The organism is Agriterribacter humi (assembly GCF_009192765.1).
Classification (GTDB): domain Bacteria; phylum Bacteroidota; class Bacteroidia; order Chitinophagales; family Chitinophagaceae; genus Agriterribacter; species Agriterribacter humi.
The window spans coordinates 500,525-523,073 of sequence record NZ_VOHQ01000001.1; the positions used below are offsets into that span (position 1 = coordinate 500,525).

The 22,549-nt window shown below is 41.7% G+C and carries 15 protein-coding genes; 2 read left to right on the plus strand and 13 right to left on the minus strand.

Annotated features, from left to right (window positions below):
* Nucleotides 1-214: 214 nt before the first annotated feature.
* Nucleotides 215-889, minus strand: coding sequence for an FAD-binding oxidoreductase (locus tag FRX45_RS01930; RefSeq protein ID WP_152266700.1), 675 nt, complete (start codon nucleotides 887-889; stop codon nucleotides 215-217).
* 171 nt (nucleotides 890-1,060) lie between these two features.
* Between FRX45_RS01930 and FRX45_RS01935 the strand changes: the two genes are divergently transcribed.
* Nucleotides 1,061-1,753: a sigma-70 family RNA polymerase sigma factor gene (locus FRX45_RS01935; RefSeq protein ID WP_152266701.1), complete on the plus strand. Its 693-nt coding sequence runs from the start codon at nucleotides 1,061-1,063 to the stop codon at nucleotides 1,751-1,753.
* Between the two features lie 288 nt (nucleotides 1,754-2,041).
* Here the strand turns inward: FRX45_RS01935 and FRX45_RS01940 are convergent, their stop codons facing one another.
* From FRX45_RS01940 to FRX45_RS01990, 12 genes are all read right to left on the minus strand, one after another.
* On the minus strand, nucleotides 2,042-4,570 hold the full coding sequence (locus FRX45_RS01940; protein WP_152266702.1) for a glucosidase family protein: 2,529 nt from the start codon (nucleotides 4,568-4,570) through the stop codon (nucleotides 2,042-2,044).
* A 15-nt stretch (nucleotides 4,571-4,585) separates the two neighbouring features.
* Entirely contained in the window at nucleotides 4,586-4,708 is a 123-nt protein-coding gene (locus tag FRX45_RS23680; protein ID WP_262884194.1) for a hypothetical protein, read from the minus strand.
* Between the two features lie 17 nt (nucleotides 4,709-4,725).
* A complete protein-coding gene (locus FRX45_RS01945) occupies nucleotides 4,726-7,527 on the minus strand; it encodes a family 78 glycoside hydrolase catalytic domain (protein ID WP_152266703.1) in 2,802 nt (933 codons plus the stop codon).
* A 144-nt stretch (nucleotides 7,528-7,671) separates the two neighbouring features.
* On the minus strand, nucleotides 7,672-9,219 hold the full coding sequence (locus FRX45_RS01950; RefSeq protein WP_152266704.1) for a RagB/SusD family nutrient uptake outer membrane protein: 1,548 nt from the start codon (nucleotides 9,217-9,219) through the stop codon (nucleotides 7,672-7,674).
* A 24-nt stretch (nucleotides 9,220-9,243) separates the two neighbouring features.
* Nucleotides 9,244-12,327, minus strand: a complete 3,084-nt coding sequence (locus FRX45_RS01955) for a SusC/RagA family TonB-linked outer membrane protein (RefSeq protein ID WP_226804850.1) — start codon at nucleotides 12,325-12,327, stop codon at nucleotides 9,244-9,246.
* Between the two features lie 371 nt (nucleotides 12,328-12,698).
* Nucleotides 12,699-14,342 carry an aldolase/citrate lyase family protein gene (locus FRX45_RS01960; RefSeq protein ID WP_152266705.1) on the minus strand — a complete coding sequence of 548 codons (1,644 nt, stop codon included), beginning with the start codon at nucleotides 14,340-14,342 and terminating at the stop codon, nucleotides 12,699-12,701.
* Nucleotides 14,343-14,383: 41 nt separating this feature from the next.
* Nucleotides 14,384-15,232 carry a sugar phosphate isomerase/epimerase family protein gene (locus FRX45_RS01965; protein ID WP_152266706.1) on the minus strand — a complete coding sequence of 283 codons (849 nt, stop codon included), beginning with the start codon at nucleotides 15,230-15,232 and terminating at the stop codon, nucleotides 14,384-14,386.
* A gap of 107 nt (nucleotides 15,233-15,339) precedes the next feature.
* Complete coding sequence (locus FRX45_RS01970; protein WP_152266707.1) at nucleotides 15,340-16,122, minus strand: SDR family NAD(P)-dependent oxidoreductase; 783 nt, start codon at nucleotides 16,120-16,122, stop codon at nucleotides 15,340-15,342.
* A 119-nt stretch (nucleotides 16,123-16,241) separates the two neighbouring features.
* Nucleotides 16,242-17,975 carry an apiosidase-like domain-containing protein gene (locus FRX45_RS01975; protein WP_193311551.1) on the minus strand — a complete coding sequence of 578 codons (1,734 nt, stop codon included), beginning with the start codon at nucleotides 17,973-17,975 and terminating at the stop codon, nucleotides 16,242-16,244.
* Between the two features lie 75 nt (nucleotides 17,976-18,050).
* A complete protein-coding gene (gene aldA / locus FRX45_RS01980) occupies nucleotides 18,051-19,511 on the minus strand; it encodes an aldehyde dehydrogenase (RefSeq protein WP_152266709.1) in 1,461 nt (486 codons plus the stop codon).
* Nucleotides 19,512-19,523: 12 nt separating this feature from the next.
* Nucleotides 19,524-20,534: an NAD(P)-dependent oxidoreductase gene (locus FRX45_RS01985; RefSeq protein ID WP_152266710.1), complete on the minus strand. Its 1,011-nt coding sequence runs from the start codon at nucleotides 20,532-20,534 to the stop codon at nucleotides 19,524-19,526.
* An 86-nt stretch (nucleotides 20,535-20,620) separates the two neighbouring features.
* The gene (locus tag FRX45_RS01990; RefSeq protein WP_152266711.1) at nucleotides 20,621-21,448 is read right to left on the minus strand and encodes a phytanoyl-CoA dioxygenase family protein; all 828 of its coding nucleotides are present in this window, start codon (nucleotides 21,446-21,448) and stop codon (nucleotides 20,621-20,623) included.
* A gap of 133 nt (nucleotides 21,449-21,581) precedes the next feature.
* Here FRX45_RS01990 and FRX45_RS01995 point away from each other — a divergent pair, with 133 nt between their 5' ends.
* The gene (locus FRX45_RS01995) at nucleotides 21,582-22,472 is read left to right on the plus strand and encodes an AraC family transcriptional regulator (protein ID WP_152266712.1); all 891 of its coding nucleotides are present in this window, start codon (nucleotides 21,582-21,584) and stop codon (nucleotides 22,470-22,472) included.
* Nucleotides 22,473-22,549: the final 77 nt, after the last annotated feature.

Genomic DNA, 22,549 nt, shown 5'->3' on the forward strand with positions numbered 1-22,549 from the left:
TAAAACTTTCATATAAGCTTTGCTATAGAAATTAGAGTTAAGCGAATGAAAAAGGTTACAGGGAAATCAGGAATTTTATTGAGGAGCTCAGGTGGTCATCAAAGTCATTGCCTTATACGATAAGGATATACTGTAAAAGCGGTCCCGGTTGTACCGGAACCGCTCAATCATAAAAACTAAAAGCTCCAACCTGTAAAAAACTTTACGGAAGCGTTCACAACTCCAGTATTACGGAATCATTGGCGACTCCTAAATCGGATAATGATTGCGTTACAGCCGTCATCATTGGCGGCGGACCACATACATAATATTTCTGGTCAAAAGCTTCAATCTGATCTTTCAGAAAAGGCTTCGTAATAAATCCATAATGATATCCTGCAACTTTTTCATGCGAGAGTATGTTAATGCAATTGTTCCCCAGCAAGTCTTTTAGCTTATTTTCAAGAATAATATCCGATTTTGTTTTGTTGGCAAATATCAGCCTGTTACCATTGATGCGATTTATTGAAGCGAGGTGCCGGAAAATCGAAATAAAAGGTGTAATGCCAGCCCCGCCTGCAATAAAAACACCATGGCCATTATAAGAAATAGCGCCCCAGGGTTCCCGTATGATCAGTTCATTACCCGGCTGGAGTTTTAATAATTCGTTGGTAACACCTTTGAGCGCAGGATATGTTTTTATAATCATTTCCAGGTACGGCTCCTCCGGCAGACCGGTAAAAGTAAATGCTCTTTTTTCTTCACGCCAGTATTGGCTATTAATGGACAATTCGGTTGCCTGTCCCGGAATAAACGTATAATCATCTGGTTTTTCCATTACGATCTGTAAAACGTCGTGCGTAAGTTTTTCTACCGATAAAACTTTGACTGTATGTTCAAGTGTTTCCATGCTGAGATGATAATTTCAATTGTTAAGCAAATTTCCGGATCATTGCCTGCCGGGAATGATTTCCTGTTTCCATTAGAGCCGGATCATTCCGAAAGGTTACAAAAATAAAAGACCAAAAATTTGTAACCTTCGCATGATCAGGCATCTCTAACATAAGCTTTAACTATTAAAATGAAAAATGTTCAAAATTTTGTTTTGGAAAACCTTCCTGACAATGAAATCATCGCCAGAGTACTGCAAGGGCAAAAAGAGCTTTATGCCGTAATAGTCCGGCGCTATAACCAACGGCTTTACAAGGTGGGAATGGCAATCCTCAATAACGATACAGAAGTAGAGGATGTAATGCAGGTGACCTACATCAATGCTTATGAAAACGTATCAAAATTTGCTTTCAGATCCACTTTTGCAACGTGGATAACCAGGATACTGATCAATGAGTGCCTGTCAAGATTAAAAAAGGGTGGAAAGTCAATTGCTTTGAATGTTCCTGTTATAGAAAATGAAGTATATTATCAAAGAATGAAAGAAACGCTTACACCGGCTGCTGAACTGGTTAATTCGGAATTAAAAATGATCCTTACCGAAGCCATACGTCAACTTCCGGAAATCTACAGAGTTGTTTTTATTATGCGTGAGATTGAAAATATGAATGTGGCGGAGACAAAGCAATGCCTCGACATTAGTGAAGCGAACGTAAAAGTAAGACTGAATCGTGCGAAGGCTATTTTAAAGAACGCGTTGAGCGCTTTTTATAAAAAAGAAGATATACTTCACTTTCATCTTAGCCGCTGCGACAGGATGGCGGAAACCGTGATGATGCATGTTAACCAGCTCAGTCAGCACATTGAGCATAAACAGGCATGACAATTTTCCATTTCACATGCAAAAAATTGGCCCCTGTAAAAACAGGGGCCGCAACCAAAACTAACTGCTTATGAGAAAATTGAATATATTCTTATATTGTCCTTATAGTAGACGGATTAGAAGCAAAATAGTACCATATTTTATTGTTAATTATTTATTAAAGCCTTAACAACGAGGGCAGTTTCGGTCCTTAATCAACACACTGTAAAGGCTGCACATATTTTACCTGTACCAAAGGCAGCTTGAAAAGAATTACAATAAAAAGACGCCGGCTTTATTGGCCGCAGTTTACACCCCCGGCAACACCCGGGAAAGTTCAATTTTATTCTTTTGTTCTTTTTTATCCACCGTTAAAGAAAAAATTAAATTCCCTGACCGGTCACTCTTTGCTTTTAAATAAATTTTCCCATTTTTAAAAACTGAATAGCTACTGCCAGGAGCCAGTGAGGATAGTTCATACGTTAATTTTACCGCGTTCGCTGACGACTTCACCCGCCATTTCCTGCTATCCGCATCCCATGCATCAATGTACAGGTCAACAGCATTGTGTTTGCCGCGCGATACTTTCATAGCCGGGCTGGAATTATCCTTATGGAAGTATAATAGCTGACCTTTTTTTACCTCCATTCCAAAGTCTTGCGTACTGTGTATGGAAAATAAATCAGCGCTCAGTGAATAATCATTCTTTGAAAGCGACAAAGTATAATATTGATGCCTGAGCCAATATTGGACCATAGTGCCGTTAAGCGCTTCCGTGAGGCTGGGATCAATATACAAACGATTGTACTTTGGCTGAATACCGTATATATTACGGTATAAACCAACAACGGGCAATGCGTTATTGGCCAGTATGTCGCCGCCCTGACCTTCCTGCTTTCCGCGGCTATACCGCTGGTATGCCAATCCATCTTTCTCGTACTGATTCAAAACATTCCTGATATATTTAACCGGAATTTCAGGATTGTGCTGTTTATAAGCCCGGGTACCTACTTCACCCCATCCAAGAAAAATATCCCCATTTTCATAATTGGGAAAAGGATAATTCACATGCAGTCCTTCATCTTCCGCAAACGGGAAGAAGCTGATGGGCCACATAAAAAGATTTTCCTTTTCCATTAATGTTTCCACCTTATCCAATATCGCCTTCTGCCGGGTACTATCATCACAAATACGATAAGCTATAGCCATAAAATTTACGGGTGTAACAAGATTATTGCCATGTACCCGGTCATCTTTATCGCGCCAGTAAACATACCACTGATTGCTTTCATCCCAAAAGCCGCCTTCCTTTGTTGACTGGTTAAACCGGCGTTTTAGTTTATCTGCAAGCAACAGGTACTGATCTGCCCGTGCATTGTCGCCCAATATTTTTTCTATTTCAGCCCAACTGGTCAGGGCATAATACATCTTGGCATTGAGGAAGGCATTTTCGTATGATGCCCAGATCACGTCTATCCAGTCGCTTCCTTTTTTTTCTTTGTATGAATCCGTCATTGCTTCTATTAACCCGTCATTGTCAGAATCTCTGCGCAGCAAATAATCCAGTACCTTTTCACATTGGGATTTATGGGTTCTTACCCAGCTAAAATCACCATTCATGTGAAACAATTCTGCAACATTTATTACCTGGTCGGTATTTGAATCCAGGAGCCTTCCCCACTGAGCCTCATAAAAGCCGTTTTTATCATAGGTGCCCGGCTCTTCATCCCCCTTGACATAAGCCCAGCGCGATTTAACACGGCCGTCTTTGGAAATAGCGTTATCGCGGTAGTAATCCAGGGTTTTTTGATAATTCTTAAGATAGTTCGAATCATTTATCCCAAGCCCCATCTGGGCAATCCATTGTTCGTGCAGCACCGCAAATCCCGCGCTGAGATGCCAGTTGTTAGAGCCAATAATGTTTTCATCAATAATACCCACCCGTGCAATGGTGTTGAGTACACTGCCTATGGACTTACCGTTGAATCCGGGAAAGTCTCCCCTGTAAAAATCCTTATCATAATCAAACGCCTTCAAACGATAGGTAATGCTTACTGTGCCGCTTGCTTCCAGGGTATCCCAGATGTCCTGCCGGTTTGCAATAAACCGGCTAAGCCCATGTTTTGTGGTAAGCCTGTTGTTACTGGCTGTATAATGGAGTGTCCATTTGTTATCCGGCTGACGGCTGAAGCGTACGGCTACCTCTTGCTTTGGACTAACAGGATATATGCGAAGTCCGGATCTTTTATCTTTATTCCAAAGTGTAACGATACCGGTATGATTAGCAAGTGACGCATTGGGCTTATTAAAAAGTTTGCACCATGCTACGCCTCCTGTTCCCAGTAAAGCCCCCGTCCAGGTTTCCATATTATTAAATGACCATTGCGGAAAACCGGTGTCTTCTAATGTAAGTGTGCCGGGATATTTTCGTTCGATGGTCCAGTCTATATAATCAGCATAGGAATGAAATGTCCACTTTTCTTTGACCGGGTTATTTTTTTCACCATAATAAATACCGTCAATTAAAAGCCCGTTTTTTATAACACTTACTTCAGGTGCGGGAATATCTGACCGGGTATTGAACCATTCCCCTTTTAGTTTAACCGAGCTGAAAATACCTTCATCATTAGATACGGGTGTTTCACCCGGTATCTGCACTTTATCTATTACACATTTTTTGTCGTAGTTAATATGCAAAACAAGATTACCATTCCGATCCTGCACTTTGACTGAGCGGTTCTTTTCATTTTCCTGTAATGCGGACTGGCTATGGACAGCCAGTTGCAGGTGTACAATCAGTATAAACAGGAAGTGCCTGATAGAAATATTATTGATCATGGTAAAGAAATTAAATCAAAGATTTTGGTATCGTACAACAAAGAAAAACAACAGGAAATCATCGGGAGCGATCTCCCGTTGTTTAAAGCTGCTTTCTATCAATAGCCTGGACTCTGTTCCGGTTTTTTTGCGCTGCATTTCCAGCCCACCTTTTTTTATTTTTTAACATAAATATTATAATCGCCGGATCCCAGGTTGAGTACTATGCGGCCGGTTACTTTGTCTTTCCCTGAATCAATGGTTTTCATTAAAGGCTTACCATCCAGGATGATATTTTTTTCAGTACCAACCGGAATATATACTGAAGCCGTTGTATTAGGCGGAATGGTAAAATTCCAGTTAAATGCTTCTTCATCTTTTCTCCACCTGCTTGATACTACACCGTATAATGATTTAAAAGAAGCATCAACAAATTTAAGATCACCTACAGGTTCCGGCTTTAAGATAATATGTTTGAAACCCGGACGTTCAGGATCATAATTTATACCGCCCAGCGTTTGATAGCACCATGCTTCAAAATTACCGGAAAGTATTTTTTGACTCTCTCCATTCATACCGGGCCCCGTAGTATCGGAGTTCCACAATTCCCAACTGGTGGTTGCCCCTTTGGATATCATATACCCCCAGCTTGGCAGATCTGTTCGTGTTGCAATGGTATATGCTACTTCAGGATGCCCCACATTCGTTAGCACCTGCATCTGCCATTGCATACCAATCAATCCAACAGAGGTATGTCCCTTCCTTGTCTGCATAATATCTTTCACCAGATTATTTACTACTTTTTCTTTATACGCATCGGGCACAAGTCCAAATGCCAGCGGAAGCACATAAGCGCATTGCGACCCGCTCTGGTAAATACCATTTTGTTTGTCCAGGAAACGGTCATTAAAAGCTGTATACATTTTATCTGCCAATTCCTTAAAATATAATTCATCTTCCTTGTTACCCAATATTTTCGCGGCTCTTTGAATTATCCTTGCATTATTGTATATATAGGCCGTTCCCATTAATGCCTTCGGTGTTTGTTCACCCGAACCACCCATGTTTATGGCATTCACCCAATCTCCATAATCGCAGTGATCAGTAGTAAAGTCTGCCTTGAGGTACGCGTTTTTAGTGAACAGCACAAAGCGCTTCATCATCTGGTAGTTGTCTTTCAAAATGCGCTCATCACCATAAAAGTTATAAAACCAATCGGGTATAATGGTTGCTACACTGGGCCAAAGAATACCTTTTCCGTTAAAGGTCCAATAAGGAGGAAGGATCTCCTGCAGGCTTCCATCGCTACCCTGATGTGTTCTGTAGTTGTGTAAGAAATGATCGTAAAACCTTGCCACATTAAATACCCATCCTTCGCTTTCAGAGGTTTTGGCAGGATGCCCGCTCCAGGGCATACGTTCATCCCTGTCTGGCTCCATAGGTAAACTCCTGTTCTGCATCCTGGTACCCCATTTCGCATTTAAATAAACACGATTTAATAATTCGTTTGAAGAAGAGAACATGCCTGTCTTTTCAAAATCAGTATGCGTAACAAGCCCTTCAAAATTGCTAATATCAGGAATTCCCGGAAAACCTTCTACCTGCACCCACCGCGTAGCGTTTCCACGAAACCGTGGATGCCAGTCTTCTTCTCCCTCTCCTTTTAAAGTATATTTATCCATATTCAACGCACTGCGATCGTTCTGATACTTCAACGTACCATCGGGCAAAACATTAAAACTAGAATGCAGGTTTACTGTAGTACCGCGGGCACCTTTTACTTTTAACCGGATAACGCCGTAAAAAGACTGACCAAAATCTACCATCCATACACCCGGCTTTGGCTGTAAAATTCTTCTGGGATGAAGCGTTTCGGTTACCCGTATGGGTTCAATCATCTGCGCTTCCATCTTCCCTCCGGGGCTTGGCATCATCTGCGCAGGCTTCCATTTGCTGTCGTCAAATCCTGGCGCAGACCATCCCGGCATTTCCAGCCGGGCATCGTATTCTTCCCCATCATATTCATTGCTTGCACGAACAGGTCCATCGGCTGTAGCTTTCCATTTATTGTCAGATCCGATAATTTCTTTTGTTCCGTCTTCGTATTCAACATGCAACTGCATCAATAATCTCGGGTATCCATAATTGTGCATGGGAACAGGCACTTTTATCCTGGGCGCAAAAAACCTGCCGTTACTCAGCACCACTCCCATTGCATTGTTTCCCTGTTTCATTTCGCCTGTCATATCAAAACTAACATACAGCAGCCTCTCATTATACCCCGACAATGCCGGGTTCATGAGTTGGTCGCTAATGCGTTTGCCATTCATATATAAATCAAAAAAGCCTACACCGCATACATAGGCTGTAGCGCGTGATACTTTTTTTTGTACTGCAAACTCACGGCGCAACATTCTTGATGCCAGGCGGCGATGCTCTGTTACCGTATCTTTGATTTCGGCATCACCATTCAATCCGATCCAGCTTCCGGTCCATTCTTTTTGATCGAGTAATCCCATTGTCCACAAAGCAGGTTCGCTCCAATCGGAAACCACCTCTTTTCCGTTACCTGATTTTGTCCACACCCTTACTTTCCAGTAGCAGCGCATTTCAGAACGAAGTGCCTTCCCTATAGCCCCGCCCTGCACAGCCTCTCCATAAGTTATATGTGTAGAATTTTCAGACGCTACTTTTTTGGAATCCCACAGATCGCCCTTATTCATCTTTAATAATGCCGGAGATGATGCCACCAATACCTGGTATCCTGTTTGCTTAATATCCGTCAAACTGTTTCCTTCAGGCGGCTTAATGATCCAGCCGAGGCTGGGTTTCACCATATCAATGCCAAGGGGGTTATCAAGATATTCACAACGCAGCTCAGTTACAGCCAATGCCTGTTCTTTAAAACCCGGCACCAACGCAAAGCTGACCATTGCCAACAGGAAAGCGCATATGATATTTTGGTATCTGTTTCTCATCAACTCAATTTTATAATGCTATTAAAGAGGATTGTTTCCATCGATAAAGCGTAGCATGCAGGATTTTGATTATTCCGTATGCTCTAAAAAGATAACAGGAAATAATTGTTACATTATCTCCTGTTATTTACCGTGCCGTTGATACTAATAGCCTGTATTCTGAACCAGGGTTTTATTGATTTGTATTTCTCTTGCCGGAATAGGATAAACTAATTTTTCCGGCGTTACAGTAAAGGCTGCGGGCAATATCCAGCCGTAGATAGCTTTTAAGCGGGTTCCTTTGGCTGTAATTGTTTCGATTGCTTTACCAGTGCGGATCAGATCGAGCCAGCGATGATTTTCGAACGCCAGTTCGTGACGCATCTCGTTGGCAATATTTTCTTTGGTGGCTACACCCAGATCATCCAACCCTGCCCTGTCGCGCACCTTATTAAGATAAGGCAGCGCCTCAGGTTCTCTGCCTTGTTCTGCCAAACATTCAGCCAGTAATAATAACGCTCCCGAATACCTGAAGACAGGAAAGTTGTCTGGTGTATTGAAAGACACTGCATAAGGCGGATGAAAATATTTTTTTACCATATACCTGAAACTGGTGCCTGGCGTTGGCGTATAACCTACAGGACTCTTCATTTCTGTAATGGTAAAGTCTTCCACGCCACTGATGGTGCCTTCTACCACAGCAACAGATGCAGGCAGCCTTTCATCGTTGGCTTCATAAGATTCAACCATTTCATCTGTTGGCACATTCCATCCGCTGAAGATATTCATGCGGCCTCCGTCAAAGCCCATGATCAACTGTGGATTGGTTGCCTTTGGCATAAACTGCCATGCAAACTGGCTTTGCTGCCCGCTCACTAAATCCGACATATACTGCACATCGAATATAGATTCGCTGTGATTTTTATTGGCAGGGTCAAATACATCTTCGTAGTCGTTAAGCAACGAATAATTCATATTGGTGATATCCTTTAATTCCTGTTCGGCTTTCGGGTAATCACGCACAGGCTGTGTCATGTATACATAGGCCAGCAACATTTTTGCAGCGCCTTTGCTTGCACGGCCCGTTTGGGGAAAACTGGTAACGGTTGGCAATAGCGGAATAGCTGTTGCAAGGTCTGTCTTTATTTGAGTATATATCTCATCAACCGTATTACGGGGTTTAAAGGATTCTTCTGCATTCTGGATCTGTTCAAGGTGCAAAGGCACACCGCCGTAGTGCGTAACCAGGTCAAAATAATAGAAAGCTCTCAGGAACATAGCTTCACCCATGAGGGTATCTTTTGCACCCTGCGACAGGAAGTCGCTGTTTGTAAGCTGGTTGAGTATGGTATTTACTCTCGAAATACCAGCATAATCACTGCCCCACCTGTTGCCGGGCGAATTGGGGGTAGCACTTGATTGCGCGTTATTCGTAAACTGTGAATAAGCTTCCCTGTGAGGTTCAAAGCCGCGGTTGGCCTGGTAAATAGTAAAGAAGGTGTTGTCCGACCTCATTTCGTCCTCATAAACACCTATAATAGCTACATCGCGTAAGGGAACATATGCCGCGTTCATCGCCTGCATGAACTGGGTACGGTCTTTAAAAAAGGATGCTGAGCTCAATGATGTAGGCGGGGTAAGGTTTAAGAAATCCTTGCTGCAGGAAGAAAGGAAAACCGCCGATATGATTGCTAATAATATTTTATTCTTCATATAATGAGAGTTTAAGTGTAGGTTTTAAAATTGAACGTTTACACCTAATGTATATACTTTGGCTATAGGGAATGCCGTAAAGTCGCGACCTAACCTTAAGCCATCTAAACCATTCAAACTAATTTCAGGGTTCATTCCCGGATATTTAGTAAACATAAATGGATTTTGAGTGGTAAAATAAACGCGAACACTTTTTATTGTTGCATTGGTGTTGAGCGGTACACGGTAGCCTAATGTAATATTTTTAACTGCAAGATAAGTACCACTGAACACCTGCCTTGTAGTAAAGTTTCTGAAATCAGCAGTAGTACCCGCCCTGGTTCTGGGATAAATGCCATCACCGGGATCTTCTTCAGACCTCCACCTGTTGACTACGCCTTTTCTAACATTAAATACGCCATCAAGGTTTTCTGTTGATTGAAAGGCATCATCCGCAATATCGTTTCCTACGGAACCCGAAACCATTACGCTGAAGTCAAAATTCCTGTACTCCAGGCTGTTGGTCATACCAAACAAAAAGTCGGGATTGGGATTGCCGATCCAGGTTCTGTCATTGGCGTCAATTTTTCCGTCAGGTTTTCCGTCAGGACCGCCAACATCTGCAAACCGTGCAGTACCCACCATTGATGTAGAATTGTGCGGCTGTGCTTCCCATTCCTGCTGTGTCATGTAAACACCGGTGTTGATATAACCATAAAACATCCCTATTGGCATACCAACAGCAGTCCTGTTGTCATCCCAATATTCCTGGTAACCGCCTATAGGCGCATCATTGGTTCCCAGTTTTTTAACAATGTTTTTGGGTATGGAAATATTGAAATTTGTGTTCCATGTGAGTGCCCCGGTCAGATTCCTGGTATCAATGGTAAATTCATGACCCCAGAAATCAAAGCGGCCGATATTGGAAGTAATGGTAGAAAAACCGGATTGTACAGGGATGTCAATTCCATATAGTAAACCATCCGTTTTTTTACGATAGTAGTCGTATGCAAATGAAATACGGTTATTCAATAACGACACATCCAGACCTATATCATATCCTTCTGTAGTTTCCCAGGTTAAGTTAGCATTGCCAATACCATTTAAAGCACTTCCTGATGCCAGTTGATTATTGAATACATAATTGGATTGGGCTACGCCTGCCAGGTAAGTATAATAACCAATATTATTGTTGCCTACTTTACCCCAGCTACCTCTAAGCTTAAGGAAGTTTATGGCGCTGATACCACCCATAAATTTTTCATCCGATACTACCCAACCGGCAGAAACAGACGGAAAGGTACCGTACCTGTTGTTGGTTCCGAACTTTGACGAGCCATCGCTTCTAAGTGCAACCGATAAAATGTATTTACCATCATAGTTGTAATTTACCCTGCCTATATATGACAATACCGAGTAATCGTTAGCGCTTACTGTACCAATTCTGGTAGCCGCTACGTTCAGCCATTCAATGTTATTGTCAGGGAATTGCGAACCATTGATACCGCTGTTTTCAAACGTAACTTTTTGTGCAGTATAGCCTGCAAACGCTTCGATGTTATGCTTTTCAAACAACTGCCTGGTATAAGTGAGCGTATTTTCAGTCATCCATGATGTAAAGCTGCTGGTATTGTAACTGGCCGATGCAGAGGCAGCCGGTTGAGGACCGCCCAGGATAGTTGAAGGCCTGAATGTCCTGTTAATTGTATTATTAATATTAACGTTGATGCTACTTTTGAACTCAAGTCCGTCAATTATTTTATACGCACCGTAGGCACTACCTATGAGCGTTAATGATTTATTGGGATTAACGGTTTCCATTAACACCTTGTAATAGTTTGGAGTGGAGAACATGCCCGGAGGAGCGAACCCGATGGGGTAGGTTCCATCATCATTTTTGTATTTCAGCGCCGGATCACTCAGGTAGGCTACCTGTATAATATTACGACCATTACCAAGACCAGGTGTAATATTATCTGTTTGATGCGTAATACCCGCGTTCAAACCAAATGTAAGTTTATCTGAAGCGTAAAACGTGTTATTGGTTGATGCTGTAAACCTCTTGGAATTTTGATTGATCATTACTCCATCCTGGTTATTGTAGCTTACGCCTACTACTGATCTTACAAACTTACTACCCGATGAAAGCGATAAACTGTAATTCTGGATAAGTGCATCTCTCAACAATACATCAAACCAGTTGGTTCCTTTAGATGGATCAATCTGTTCAGGATTCTGGTATTGTGCCGGCACGCCACCGGTATAGCCTTCATATCTCGCAGCGTCTTCGTAATATTCTTTTTTGAACTGTGCAAATTCACGTGCATCCATTAAATCGGGCTTGCCGCGGTTTGAAACGGTTTGCACACCTACATAGCTCGTGAATTGTATGTTGCGCTGACCCGCTTTAGCCTGACGGGTGGTGATCAATAATACGCCGTTAGCAGCTCTTGAACCATAAAGCGAAGATGCTGCCGCGTCTTTAAGCACGCTCACCGATTCAATCATATCCGGATCAATGGCATTCAATCCGCTTTCAATAGGGAACCCGTCTACTACAATCAATGGATTATTACCTGCATTAATAGATGCCGCACCACGTATACGGATGGCCATATTAGCACCCGGCTGCCCGGTGTTCTGATTAATTTGAACCCCGGCTAAGCGGCCTTGTAATTTTTGTCCTACATTGGTAACCGGCAAGTCTTTTAATTCTTTGGCACTGATATTACTAATGGCGCCGGTTATTTCTCTCTTTTTCTGTGTACCATAGCTGACTACTACTACTTCGCTGAGGTTTTGTGATACTGCGCTCATAGTAATATTAATGTCGTTGTCATCGTTAATCACTACGGTTTGTGAATTGTAACTTGTAAAGCTGAATACCAAAGAAGCGCCCTTAACAGCTTCAATAGTAAAAGCACCCGCATTGTTGGTTTTGGTAGCTTTGTTGGTACCCTGAACCGTTACAGTAACACCGACCAAAGGATTTCCGTCTGCCAAATCGGCAACTATACCGGAAACTTTTAAAAGGTTCTGAGCGGAAGAATAACTGTGAAAGCCGAGTAGTACAATCAATATCATGCTACACATCTTCCAGGACGGGAATGGCAATCCTCGTTTTTTCATAATAACTAGTTTTTGTTTTTTTACAGATTTGTTGCTGCGTTGTGAAAGTGAGTTTTGGAATAAAGGAAATATTAATGTGCTAAAATTACTGTAATGATAATTGAGTTGAAATGGACATCCTGACAATTCATTTATACTTTTTGATTGTTGATTGTTTTATTGTTAAAACAGCATAAAAAATTATTGTTCAGCACTACTTATTAAGAGTGTTAAAATTCCTGATTGCCGCTCTATCAAAGCTGATTAATTAAAATAAGGTCCTGCCCTACTTTGATGAAGATGAGATTTGATGAACAGATTTTTTATTGTCTGATTCTACCAGGCGAACAGAATGCGGCTATATTATTTAGAGACTATCTAACATTATATATTTATTTTGGCAATGCATATTTATCAGGAACCTCTACCCTAACCGGCATTGCACCGGCATATACCCATATCATTGCCATTGGTTGTGAAAACTGATTGGTAAAATAATGTATCCGTCCGCGTGGCTGTAACGCAGTGGCTAAGTCAGACATGATATACGCTCTTCCTTCCACAAAGCAGGTCGCTTTTCCGGAAGTGATACAAATGGATTCGTCAAAATCGTGAAAATGCGCCGGCAACCTGCCACCCTCATAAAAAAGCCCAAACCCGCCACTCATACCAATTCCAGGCATCATACTGTCATTAAAGAAATCAATAAACTCAGTATTAGGCCCTGCACTGTAACGCCGTGCAAAATTATAGCGGGTAATACGTTCAGGACCGGCATGCCCGCAAAAATCATCAGGTATATTTTTGAGTCCGGTTTCAGACATCTTTGCCAGGTCACGTTGTGGTGAATCAACCGGCATAGCGATATGCAAAACCGCGTTCTCCTCCATAGACGTATTTTTAACACAATGAGCCTGTCCTTCCGGAATAGTAATATTATCTAAGGGCTGAAGAAAATATCTCCGGTTCTCTACTTCAATGCATACACTTCCGCTGATCAGTGTTATTGATTCTGAATGCGGATGTGTGTGTGCGGGTAATACAGTATAACCTTTATCAAATGTTACAATAGCCGTAAATAATGCTACTGCATTATTGTGTGCTCCTGTAAGCGCTTCGCAAATAATTCCCGGTGCTAATTCAACTTTGTCGCCTTCGCCTGTTTTACAAATCGTTTCTAAACGATTGGATTGTGGTATATTGTCCGGTAATGTATATTGTTCACCAGCCTTTATATTGGTTACAGAAAGATCAGGCCTGATATTAATCTCTTTCCCCAGGTTTGTTAAAAGATTTTTCATTGTTTTCAAAATCAATCCGCCGTCAGTACCTAAGCCTATCATTCGAAACCCTTCCCTGGTCCGGTATAATATATCATCTATACCAGAGGCTATGATGCCACAGGATTTTCCTGCATCTACAACAGCATTTTTAATGTTGCTAATTTGAGTGGCAATGCCGGGGCCTTCCCATTGGCCTGCATAACCTGCAGAAGCGGAGTAATCTGCAGGTCCAAAAAAGAAAATATCCGTGCCGGAAACTTCCAGCATTTTTTTGATATTATTTCCCCCGGAAACGGATTCAATAATAGGAACAACCAAAACATTTTCGTTGGACTCTTTTACATGGTCCATAAAACATGCCCCCCAGGCAGTGGCACGTTCTGCTCCAATACCCCGGCTGCCGGCAGGTGGATATTTTGCAAAGGATAACGCACATTGCAACTCATCTGCAGTTTCTATATGAGGAACTACTATTCCATCTGCACCTATGTCCAACACACGTTTAATAAGCGCTTCATCAAGATGTGAGATACGAACCAATATTACCGTATTGCTCCGTACTGCGGCACGTATGTGTTGCATAATATCCTGCCAGTCAAGGTGCCCGTGTTCTGCATCAATTACTACCCAATCCATACCACATGCTATCGCTATTTCAGTAATGCTTGCAGATTCAAGGGTTACCCATATTCCATACACACATTCGTTCCTGGATATTTTTTCTCTGAATAATTTAAGTGCTTCCGTTTTCATTTATAATGCTGTTTCAAATATTTTTTTCTTACCAAATGCTTTTAACCTGCGTATGCGGCTTCTATAACTTTTTTCAAACGAATTGTTTCAGATAGTGTATCTACCTGGTTACATTGTTCCCAGGCTATCCAGATATATTCAAGGCCAATCCATCCGCTATACTGCATGCTTTTCATTTTTCTAATAATATCTTTATAGTCTATTACATTCTCCGTCATCGAAGTTTGCAGTTTTGCCTTCCTGGCTCCACGTGCATGAAAGTGATTGGCATATTGCAATAGAGAATCCACATTATTTTGTGAAAAGCCATTCCTGATAAAATGTGTATAATCCAGCGTAAGCCGCAATTCCGGCACAGCTTTAACTAAAGCCATAACAGCCTTCAATCCCAAAAAAGGAGACCCTACATGTACTTCTACAGAAAAAGAAAGTTCCATAGCTTTGGACTGCTCTATCCTCCAGCTTAACTCATCGTAACTCCGGCCAATAGAAACATCAAGTGGCTCTACTTTTTCAAATTGCATTCCCGGCAGGCATGTAATATGATCTGCACCTGCTTCTTTAGCGTAATCAAGCAGTTTCAAAAAACCATCTCTTGCAAATTGTCTGCGCTTCTTATCAGGATGATTGACAGCATATTTCGCAAGATCATTATCGAGTTGCAGATAAATATCAGCTACAATCAGTCCGCAGTCACCCGCTTTCTTTTTAAGATTTTTTGCCTGCTTAGTTATTTGTGGAAATTCGCTTTCCGCCGTTAAATGAGAACGTCCGCTAAAAAGACCCACATCTATCCCTTTAAACCCAAGCATAGCAATAAGCCTAAGCACTTTATCGTGCGGTAGTAAAGGGAAAGTAAAATCTGCGCATGATAGTTGTAATTCCTTCATGTGTTCACTATTTTATCATCTTTTACACATCAAATAATCAAGCTTATAAATATTCACCAGCAAATGAATAATAAGCAGGTGTAACAAAACAAATACCTCAATGGTTATCATAAAGCCGGTATCCCTTTCCATTCCGCTGTTGCGAGATAACCGCCATCTACAATTAAGCTTATGCCTGTAACGCCGGCCGAATCATCGCAGCACAGGTATGCCACACTTCCAGCTATTTCTTTTGGTTTGAGCATACGTCCTCCGGGCACTCTTTGCAGGCGTTCCTGTATATCCACATCATTACCCATGTGTGCTCTAAGCATGGGTGTATCCGTTATACCCGGGCAAACAGCATTACATCGTATGCCTTCAGATGCATAATCTATGGCAATAGATTTCGTTAGCATAATTACAGCACCCTTGGCGGCAATATATCCGGGTGTTTTGGCCTGACCAACAAAACTGCTGACTGAACCTATGTTTACAATATGGCTTGACGCATGTTTTCTCAAATGCGCATAAGCATACTTAAAGCTCAGGAATATAGCCTTCAGATTTACACTCATCTGCCAGTCCCATTCTTCTGAACTATATTCATGCAGGTCTTTTACAAAGTTCACTGCTCCGTTATTGACCAATATATGAAGATCGCCGAAAAATTTTACGGTATTTTCTATAGAGCTATGGATTGATTCTTCTACATTAAGATCGCAAAAAAAGAACTCGGCAATACCCCCTCCGCTTCTGATTGATTCAGCTACTTCACTACCTTCTTTTTTCTTGATATCTATCAAAGCTACCTTTGCCCCTGCCTCTGCGAAATACTCCGCTATTCCACGACCAATTCCCTGTGCTGCACCGCTCACCCAAACAACTTTATTTGTAAATCTTTGACTCATTGTATCTTTTCCTTTTACGTTCGTGGTTGATTGTATTTATATTAATTGTACTTAGATCTGTCTTTTTCAGGCAGAAGCATATTTCAAATTACTCCTGATGCAATAGGATTGTTTATCCTTTATTTTCTTTTTTTGAGCGTAAGCACCCAGTCCTGATTCCCGGCGGGGGATGTTGAGGTGACATTTCCTGAGCTATCGGCAGTCAGTATAAACTCCGGAAGCTTATTGCCTGCAACAGGGTCAAACCACGAAGCTGTATACTTAGTACCGGCGCCGGATAACCGAAGCTTTATTGTACCCGGCGAAGGCAAATATGCTAAAGCTGTCTGTTCACCCGCTACAGCACAAAGCGAAGTATCTTTTCCTGACCAGCTTGTGATCAATTCAGGTTTCGGCTCAAACTTATTCCATTGCGGAAGTGATTCAATTAGCTTTCTGGCTGCTCCAAGCTGTGCTGATCCTGCTAAATTCATCGCATCCTGCCAGGGAGTAATTCCCCAGTTATTTCCCCCGGGCGAAGCGCCATAAGGTTTATCCTGACCATTTACCTGCCATATACCATTGGCGCCATACGTATGTCCGGCTAAACCTGAATTAACTGTATGCGCCCAGAATGCCTGCCTTGCAGCCGCTGCAGGAAGTGGGATAGGTATAGCCAATGCTTCATATCTTGCCTCACCACTGATAACAGGCATAACAGGTTCTGTATTCCAACCTTCCAGTGCTAACGCAGATTGTTTGGAAGCAACGGAACCATGGCCACTCTGATGCATATCAAAATCAAGGAGAGAAGGATCGCTCAATGAGGCCCGGGCCGTTCTTGATGGATGCGTTGTTACAACCCTGTGAAAAGGATCTGTATCACGCATATACTGTATAACTTTTGTCCATTCAGTTTTCTGCAATTCCTTATCTGCTTCTTTATTTTTAGAAAGGTAGAAGGGCATAGTTGTTTCACCTGCAGCACACCATACCACGGGCAAGGCTCCCCAGCGTGCAATTAAATAACGCCAATGCTGTTTCATTTTTCCAGTTCCAAGCCAGGGCAGATGGTATCCCCATGCGCCTACAATGCATGGAACAAAGCCCTGATCAGCAAGAAAAAATATCCTTTGATCTGCTGCATCGAAGTATGCCGGATTGATAACAGTGTATGCCGTGTCCCAGGGAAATCCTGCTTCGTTTGCCCCACGCTCATCAAATGCGGGCATATCCGGGTATAATCCTGCAACAATTTGTATAACATTAAATCCCTTTTCCTGACGGTTGGCAGCAAGCATTTTAACATCTTCAGGCCACCGTAACCGCTTTGTTAATCCCATCCACCAGGTATCCCCCAGCCAGAAAAAAGGTGTGCCATCGCCATAAGCGAAATGTCGCTTATCATCTGCAATTTTTATGGCGCCGCGTTTATAAAGCTGATTTTGTCCTGTATAATTCTTAACGATCACTATACCCGAAATGCCATGCAGGCCGTTGTCATCTGTTTCTGAACATATCGTTTTAAAACGATGATTACCCCTTACAGAAGAGGCATACCGCACCTTCCAGACATTGCCACCTGTCCAAAATGCAGGCACTTTAAATTCTTTCCCATTGGGATCAGTAAATACAGCATCAAGCATCACCTGGTTAAAGGGATCAGAATAAGTGCGGGTGGACGTAAGCGTGATTTCCGCCATTTTATTGGTTTCGGTTCTTACTTCAAGATCATTGCCTTTAACGATTGCAGGCAGTCCTGCACAGCATAACAATATGATCATTGAAATTAACGGCATATACACACTAAAAGATCTGCTGGCATGTTTGATGGCCGTCTGATCTGACTGCAGTAATTCTCTTTTTCTGTTCATATATTCAGGTATGCAATTGTTCATAATATCAATTTTCAGATTTAAGTAAGACAGGTATAATTTTTAAAAAAGTCGTCAGCTCTGTTGTATATAAATTGTTTTCGTTTGGAGGTATTCTTCCAACCCGTGTTTTCCATCAGCTCCGCCAATACCTGATTTTCTCCAGCCTGCATGAAATCCCTGGATGGCTTCAAAATTTTCCCTGTTAAAATAAACCTCACCGAATTTAAGTTCCTTTGTTGCTTTAAGCATTTTATTAAGATCTGTAGTGTATACTGAAGATGTTAGTCCATAATCACTATCGTTGGCCAATTGCAGCGCCTCATCAAAATTTTTAACTTTCATCACAGGTAAAACAGGTCCAAATATTTCCTTTTGCATTATTTCAAAATGCTGCTTTACATCTACCAATACAGTTGGTTCATAAAAATATCCTTTTGAAAAGCTTTCATTCTTCTTACCTCCCAACACAACTTTAGCTCCTTCTTCCTGCGCTTTTTTTACCATTGAATTTATTTTGTCCAGTTGCTTTGTATTGATCTGCGCACTCATATCTATACCATCATCCAGCGATGCATTCCCGGTTTTTACTGCTTGCATTGCAGGAACCAGTTTTGCTATAAAAGCATCGTATATACCTTCTTCCACGTACGCCCGTTCAGCACAATTGCATACCTGCCCGCTGTAGATGATCCTCGATGCTACAATAGCTTTTACGGCCAGATCAATATCCGCATCATTACATACAATTGCCGGCGCTTTGCCGCCCAGTTCCAGCGATACTTTCGTGATATGTTTCGCTGCTGCAGCCATTACTTTATGCCCCGACTGTACGCTGCCAGTAAGGCTGATAATTCCAACATCCGGATTATTGGTAAGCGCTTCGCCAATTTCTTCACCATATCCACAAACAACATTCAGTACACCTTTCGGTAAATTAATTTCGTTTAATAATTTGGTAAACTCCAGGCAGGCTAAGGGCGCTTCTTCACTCACTTTAATTACAGCCGTGTTGCCTGTTAGTAAAGAGGGCGCTACTTTTCTTGCCATCACAAAAAATGGAAAATTCCACGGGCAAATCCCTACAGCTACTCCAATAGGAAATTTATGAAGAAATATCTGCTCTCCGGGGCGATCGCTTTGAATGATCTCACCTTCATAGGATCTTGCCATCCCGGCATAATAATCATAGTATTCTGCGGTTACATCTATTTCAACCTGCGCAAGGCCTTTAACTTTAGCTTGTTCTTTGGCCAATGTTTCGGCAAGATGTACCCTGTTTTTTCTTATTACCTGGGCCATCTGCTTTAAATAGGAGGCTCTTTCAACTGAAGGTTTCATACTCCATGCATGCTGCGCGGCTTTTGCTGATGAAATGGCAAGATCTGCTTCTTGTTTTTGCCCCCTCGGCACTAAGGCTATTACCTCTTCAGTACATGGATCAATTACTTCAATATGTTCGTTATTGTTTCCTGTAAATTCACCATTAATGTATTGCTGATAAACAGGAATTCTTGCTGATGTGTTTGCATTCATAACAATATGATTTTATTTTTTTGCATTATGCCAGTGATCCAGAATTTCGGAATTGATTACATGGTCAGGGATTTTGCCTTGCGCAATCTGCAGCACCTGCTGGCAGGCCATATGGCCAATTTCCCGGAATAATTCATCTGTCCATGCTATACAATGCGGCGCCAGCATTACATTATCCAATTTAAACAAAGGATGATCCTCATCAGGCGGCTCTTTTTCATATACGTCTGTTGCATAACCTGCAATTGATTTTGAAACCAGTATTTTTATTAAGGCTTCTTCATTGATAATGCCGCCTCTTGCCGTATTAATTATATAAGCATTTTTTTTCAGCAAAGACAATTCGTGCGTGCTGATCAGGTTTCGTGTTTCCTCCGTCAAAGGACAATTAACCGATACAAAATCTGATTGCCGCATGAGCGTATCCAGGTCAACTAACTTAACACCATACGCTTCAGCCTTAACCGGGTCTGCAAAAGGATCGTAGGCAACAGGTGGATTCATATCGAAGGCATTAAGCATCTGCACTAACTTTCCACCTATTCCGCCCAAGCCAATAATACCCAGTGTGCGTTTGCGTAATTCAGTTCCTGTATACATACTACGCTCATCCCATTTTCCGGTTCGTACTAATCTGTCCTTTTCAAATACGCGGTGTGTAAGCGCCAGCATCCAGGTAATAACAGATTCGGCAACAGAATGATTTACCGCTCCGCGGGTAATGGTTACCAGCACATTCGCTTCATTGCAGGCATTAAGATCAACCATGTCATAACCAACACCAAAACGGCAAATAGCCTTCAGTTGGGTTACACCTTTAAAACTATCTTTATTGTAAGCAGGCGAAAGCGAAATAACGGCATCGTATCCTTTTAGCATATCAGGTGTTACAGGAGACTGGTTTTCTTCCATGAATTCATATACTATGCCTTCTGCTTTCTCCAGAATGTCCAGCCCCATATCCTTGTATGTAAGGTTCCCCTCTTGGGTTAAAAAATCCCTGGTGATACCAACTTTAAACATGATTTACATTTTTATGCTGTTCGCCTCTATATTTACCTGCGGTGAGAAAAGTTCAAATTGCCGCCCATTGGTGGAGACCCCACCACCTATACTTGTACATTAGCTTTATAAATAAGCGGATTCTGTTCATCATTATTAAGCAAATCGCCGTTTTTAAGCTGCCGGAGATAATCTTCCGGGAGAATATTGGGTTGCCCGTTAAAAACACTGCCTTCCGGCATATAAGCACAAGTCATTGCCCTTCGAAAGCCTGGCGTCATGTTAGCCTGTGCGCCATGAATAGTCAATCCATTGTGAAAAGAACAACTACCCGCTTTCATTACTGCAGGTATAGCCTGGGTATTTTTAAATTGCGGATAGGCCTCAAAAATATCACTCATGTTTTTTCCGATGAAGGGAGATGTGAAATCCGTTTGCTTACTGGAACCGGGAATAAAGAACATACAGCCATTTTGCAGCGTCACATCATCTAAGGCAACCCAGATGGATAATGCCTGCCTGTGAAAGAATGACCAGAAAGGTGTATCCAGGTGCCAGGAAGTAGGATTGGCCCATGGGCGTTTAATCAATGCCTGATCATGCCATATCCTTATTCCCTCAGCGCCGGAAAGATCAGCAGCCATTTTGCCAATTCTTTCATCCAGCATTAATGCTTTTACTTTGTCGTTTGTTTGCCATAGGTTTAAAACCTGGTCAAATACGTTTTTAAAATAATCCGCATCAACGTTAATCCCATCATCTTCACCAATTTTAACAGATTTTCCTGGTATTTTTACGCCGTTCCTTTCCTGTACGGCTTCGGTAACTGAAGCACGCCAATGCTGAAGCTCTGTATTATTAAGAAAATCTTCTATAATGATATATCCATTTTCCCTGTAAAAAGAAACCTGGTTGGAAGAAAGATAATTTTGCATGGCTCATCGTTTGAATTTCACATGAAAGGAAAACAAAACTATCTTATTGATTGTAGCAAAAGAATGGATAAAATATTTTCTTTTTGTACCTTTTGACATATTTTGATAGCTTCAGTTTTTAATCTTTGCCATTATGGATAATTTTTGCAAATACTTCAGTATGGGCCGTGCAGAGGAAAACTGGGGGCTGTACCTTGATACCGCAGGCTATTCAAAAGTTGAACCTAATCAAAGCTATCCGAAGAATTACGAACATCCGTCCACACATACTTTTTCATGGAACAAAGGGCGGGTGCTGAAAGGATATCAGTTATTGTTCATATCCAAAGGCGGTGGTGTTTTTGAATCCGAATTTGCCAATTCAATTGAAATAACGGAGGGCACCTGTCTTTTTTTGCATTCTGGTGTATGGCACCGTTACAAGCCCAACCCGCAATCCGGATGGGAGGAATACTGGTTTGGATTTAACGGATCTTTCGCTAATGAACTGATGAATAAAGGCTTTTTCAATGTGGATCTTCCTTTCATTAAAGTGGGTATGAATACGGAACTTTTACAGCTTTTTCATAAACTGATAGAAACCATACAGGTTGGCGCATACGGGTATCAGCAAATTATTGCAGGAATTGCAATGCAGATACTGGGTGTTATCTATTCCATATCGCTTTATAAAGGACGGGAGAAAAGCACTGTAGCGATGTTGATAGAAAAGGCTAAGTTTTTATTGCAGGAGTCTTTGGAAAAACCTGTAGATCTTATACAAATGGCGAGGGAATTGCCGATGGGTTATTCCACATTCCGGAAAGAATTTAAAAGAATAACCGGCGAGCCACCCAATCAATTCCTTTTAAATCTGCGGTTGGACAGGGCAAGATACTTTCTGGAATCAACGGATATGAATATCAATGAAATTGCCAGCCGTACAGGTTTTGATTCTGCTTATTACTTCTCAAAATTATTCAAAAAGAAAAACGGAAAATCTCCCAAGTTCTATCGCAACGAAAATATCAGTCAAATAAATTAACTGAAAGTCAAAAAAGACAAAATAACAGCATGGGTATTCATAAATGAAAATCAATTTTCTATACTTGTCTACCCGAC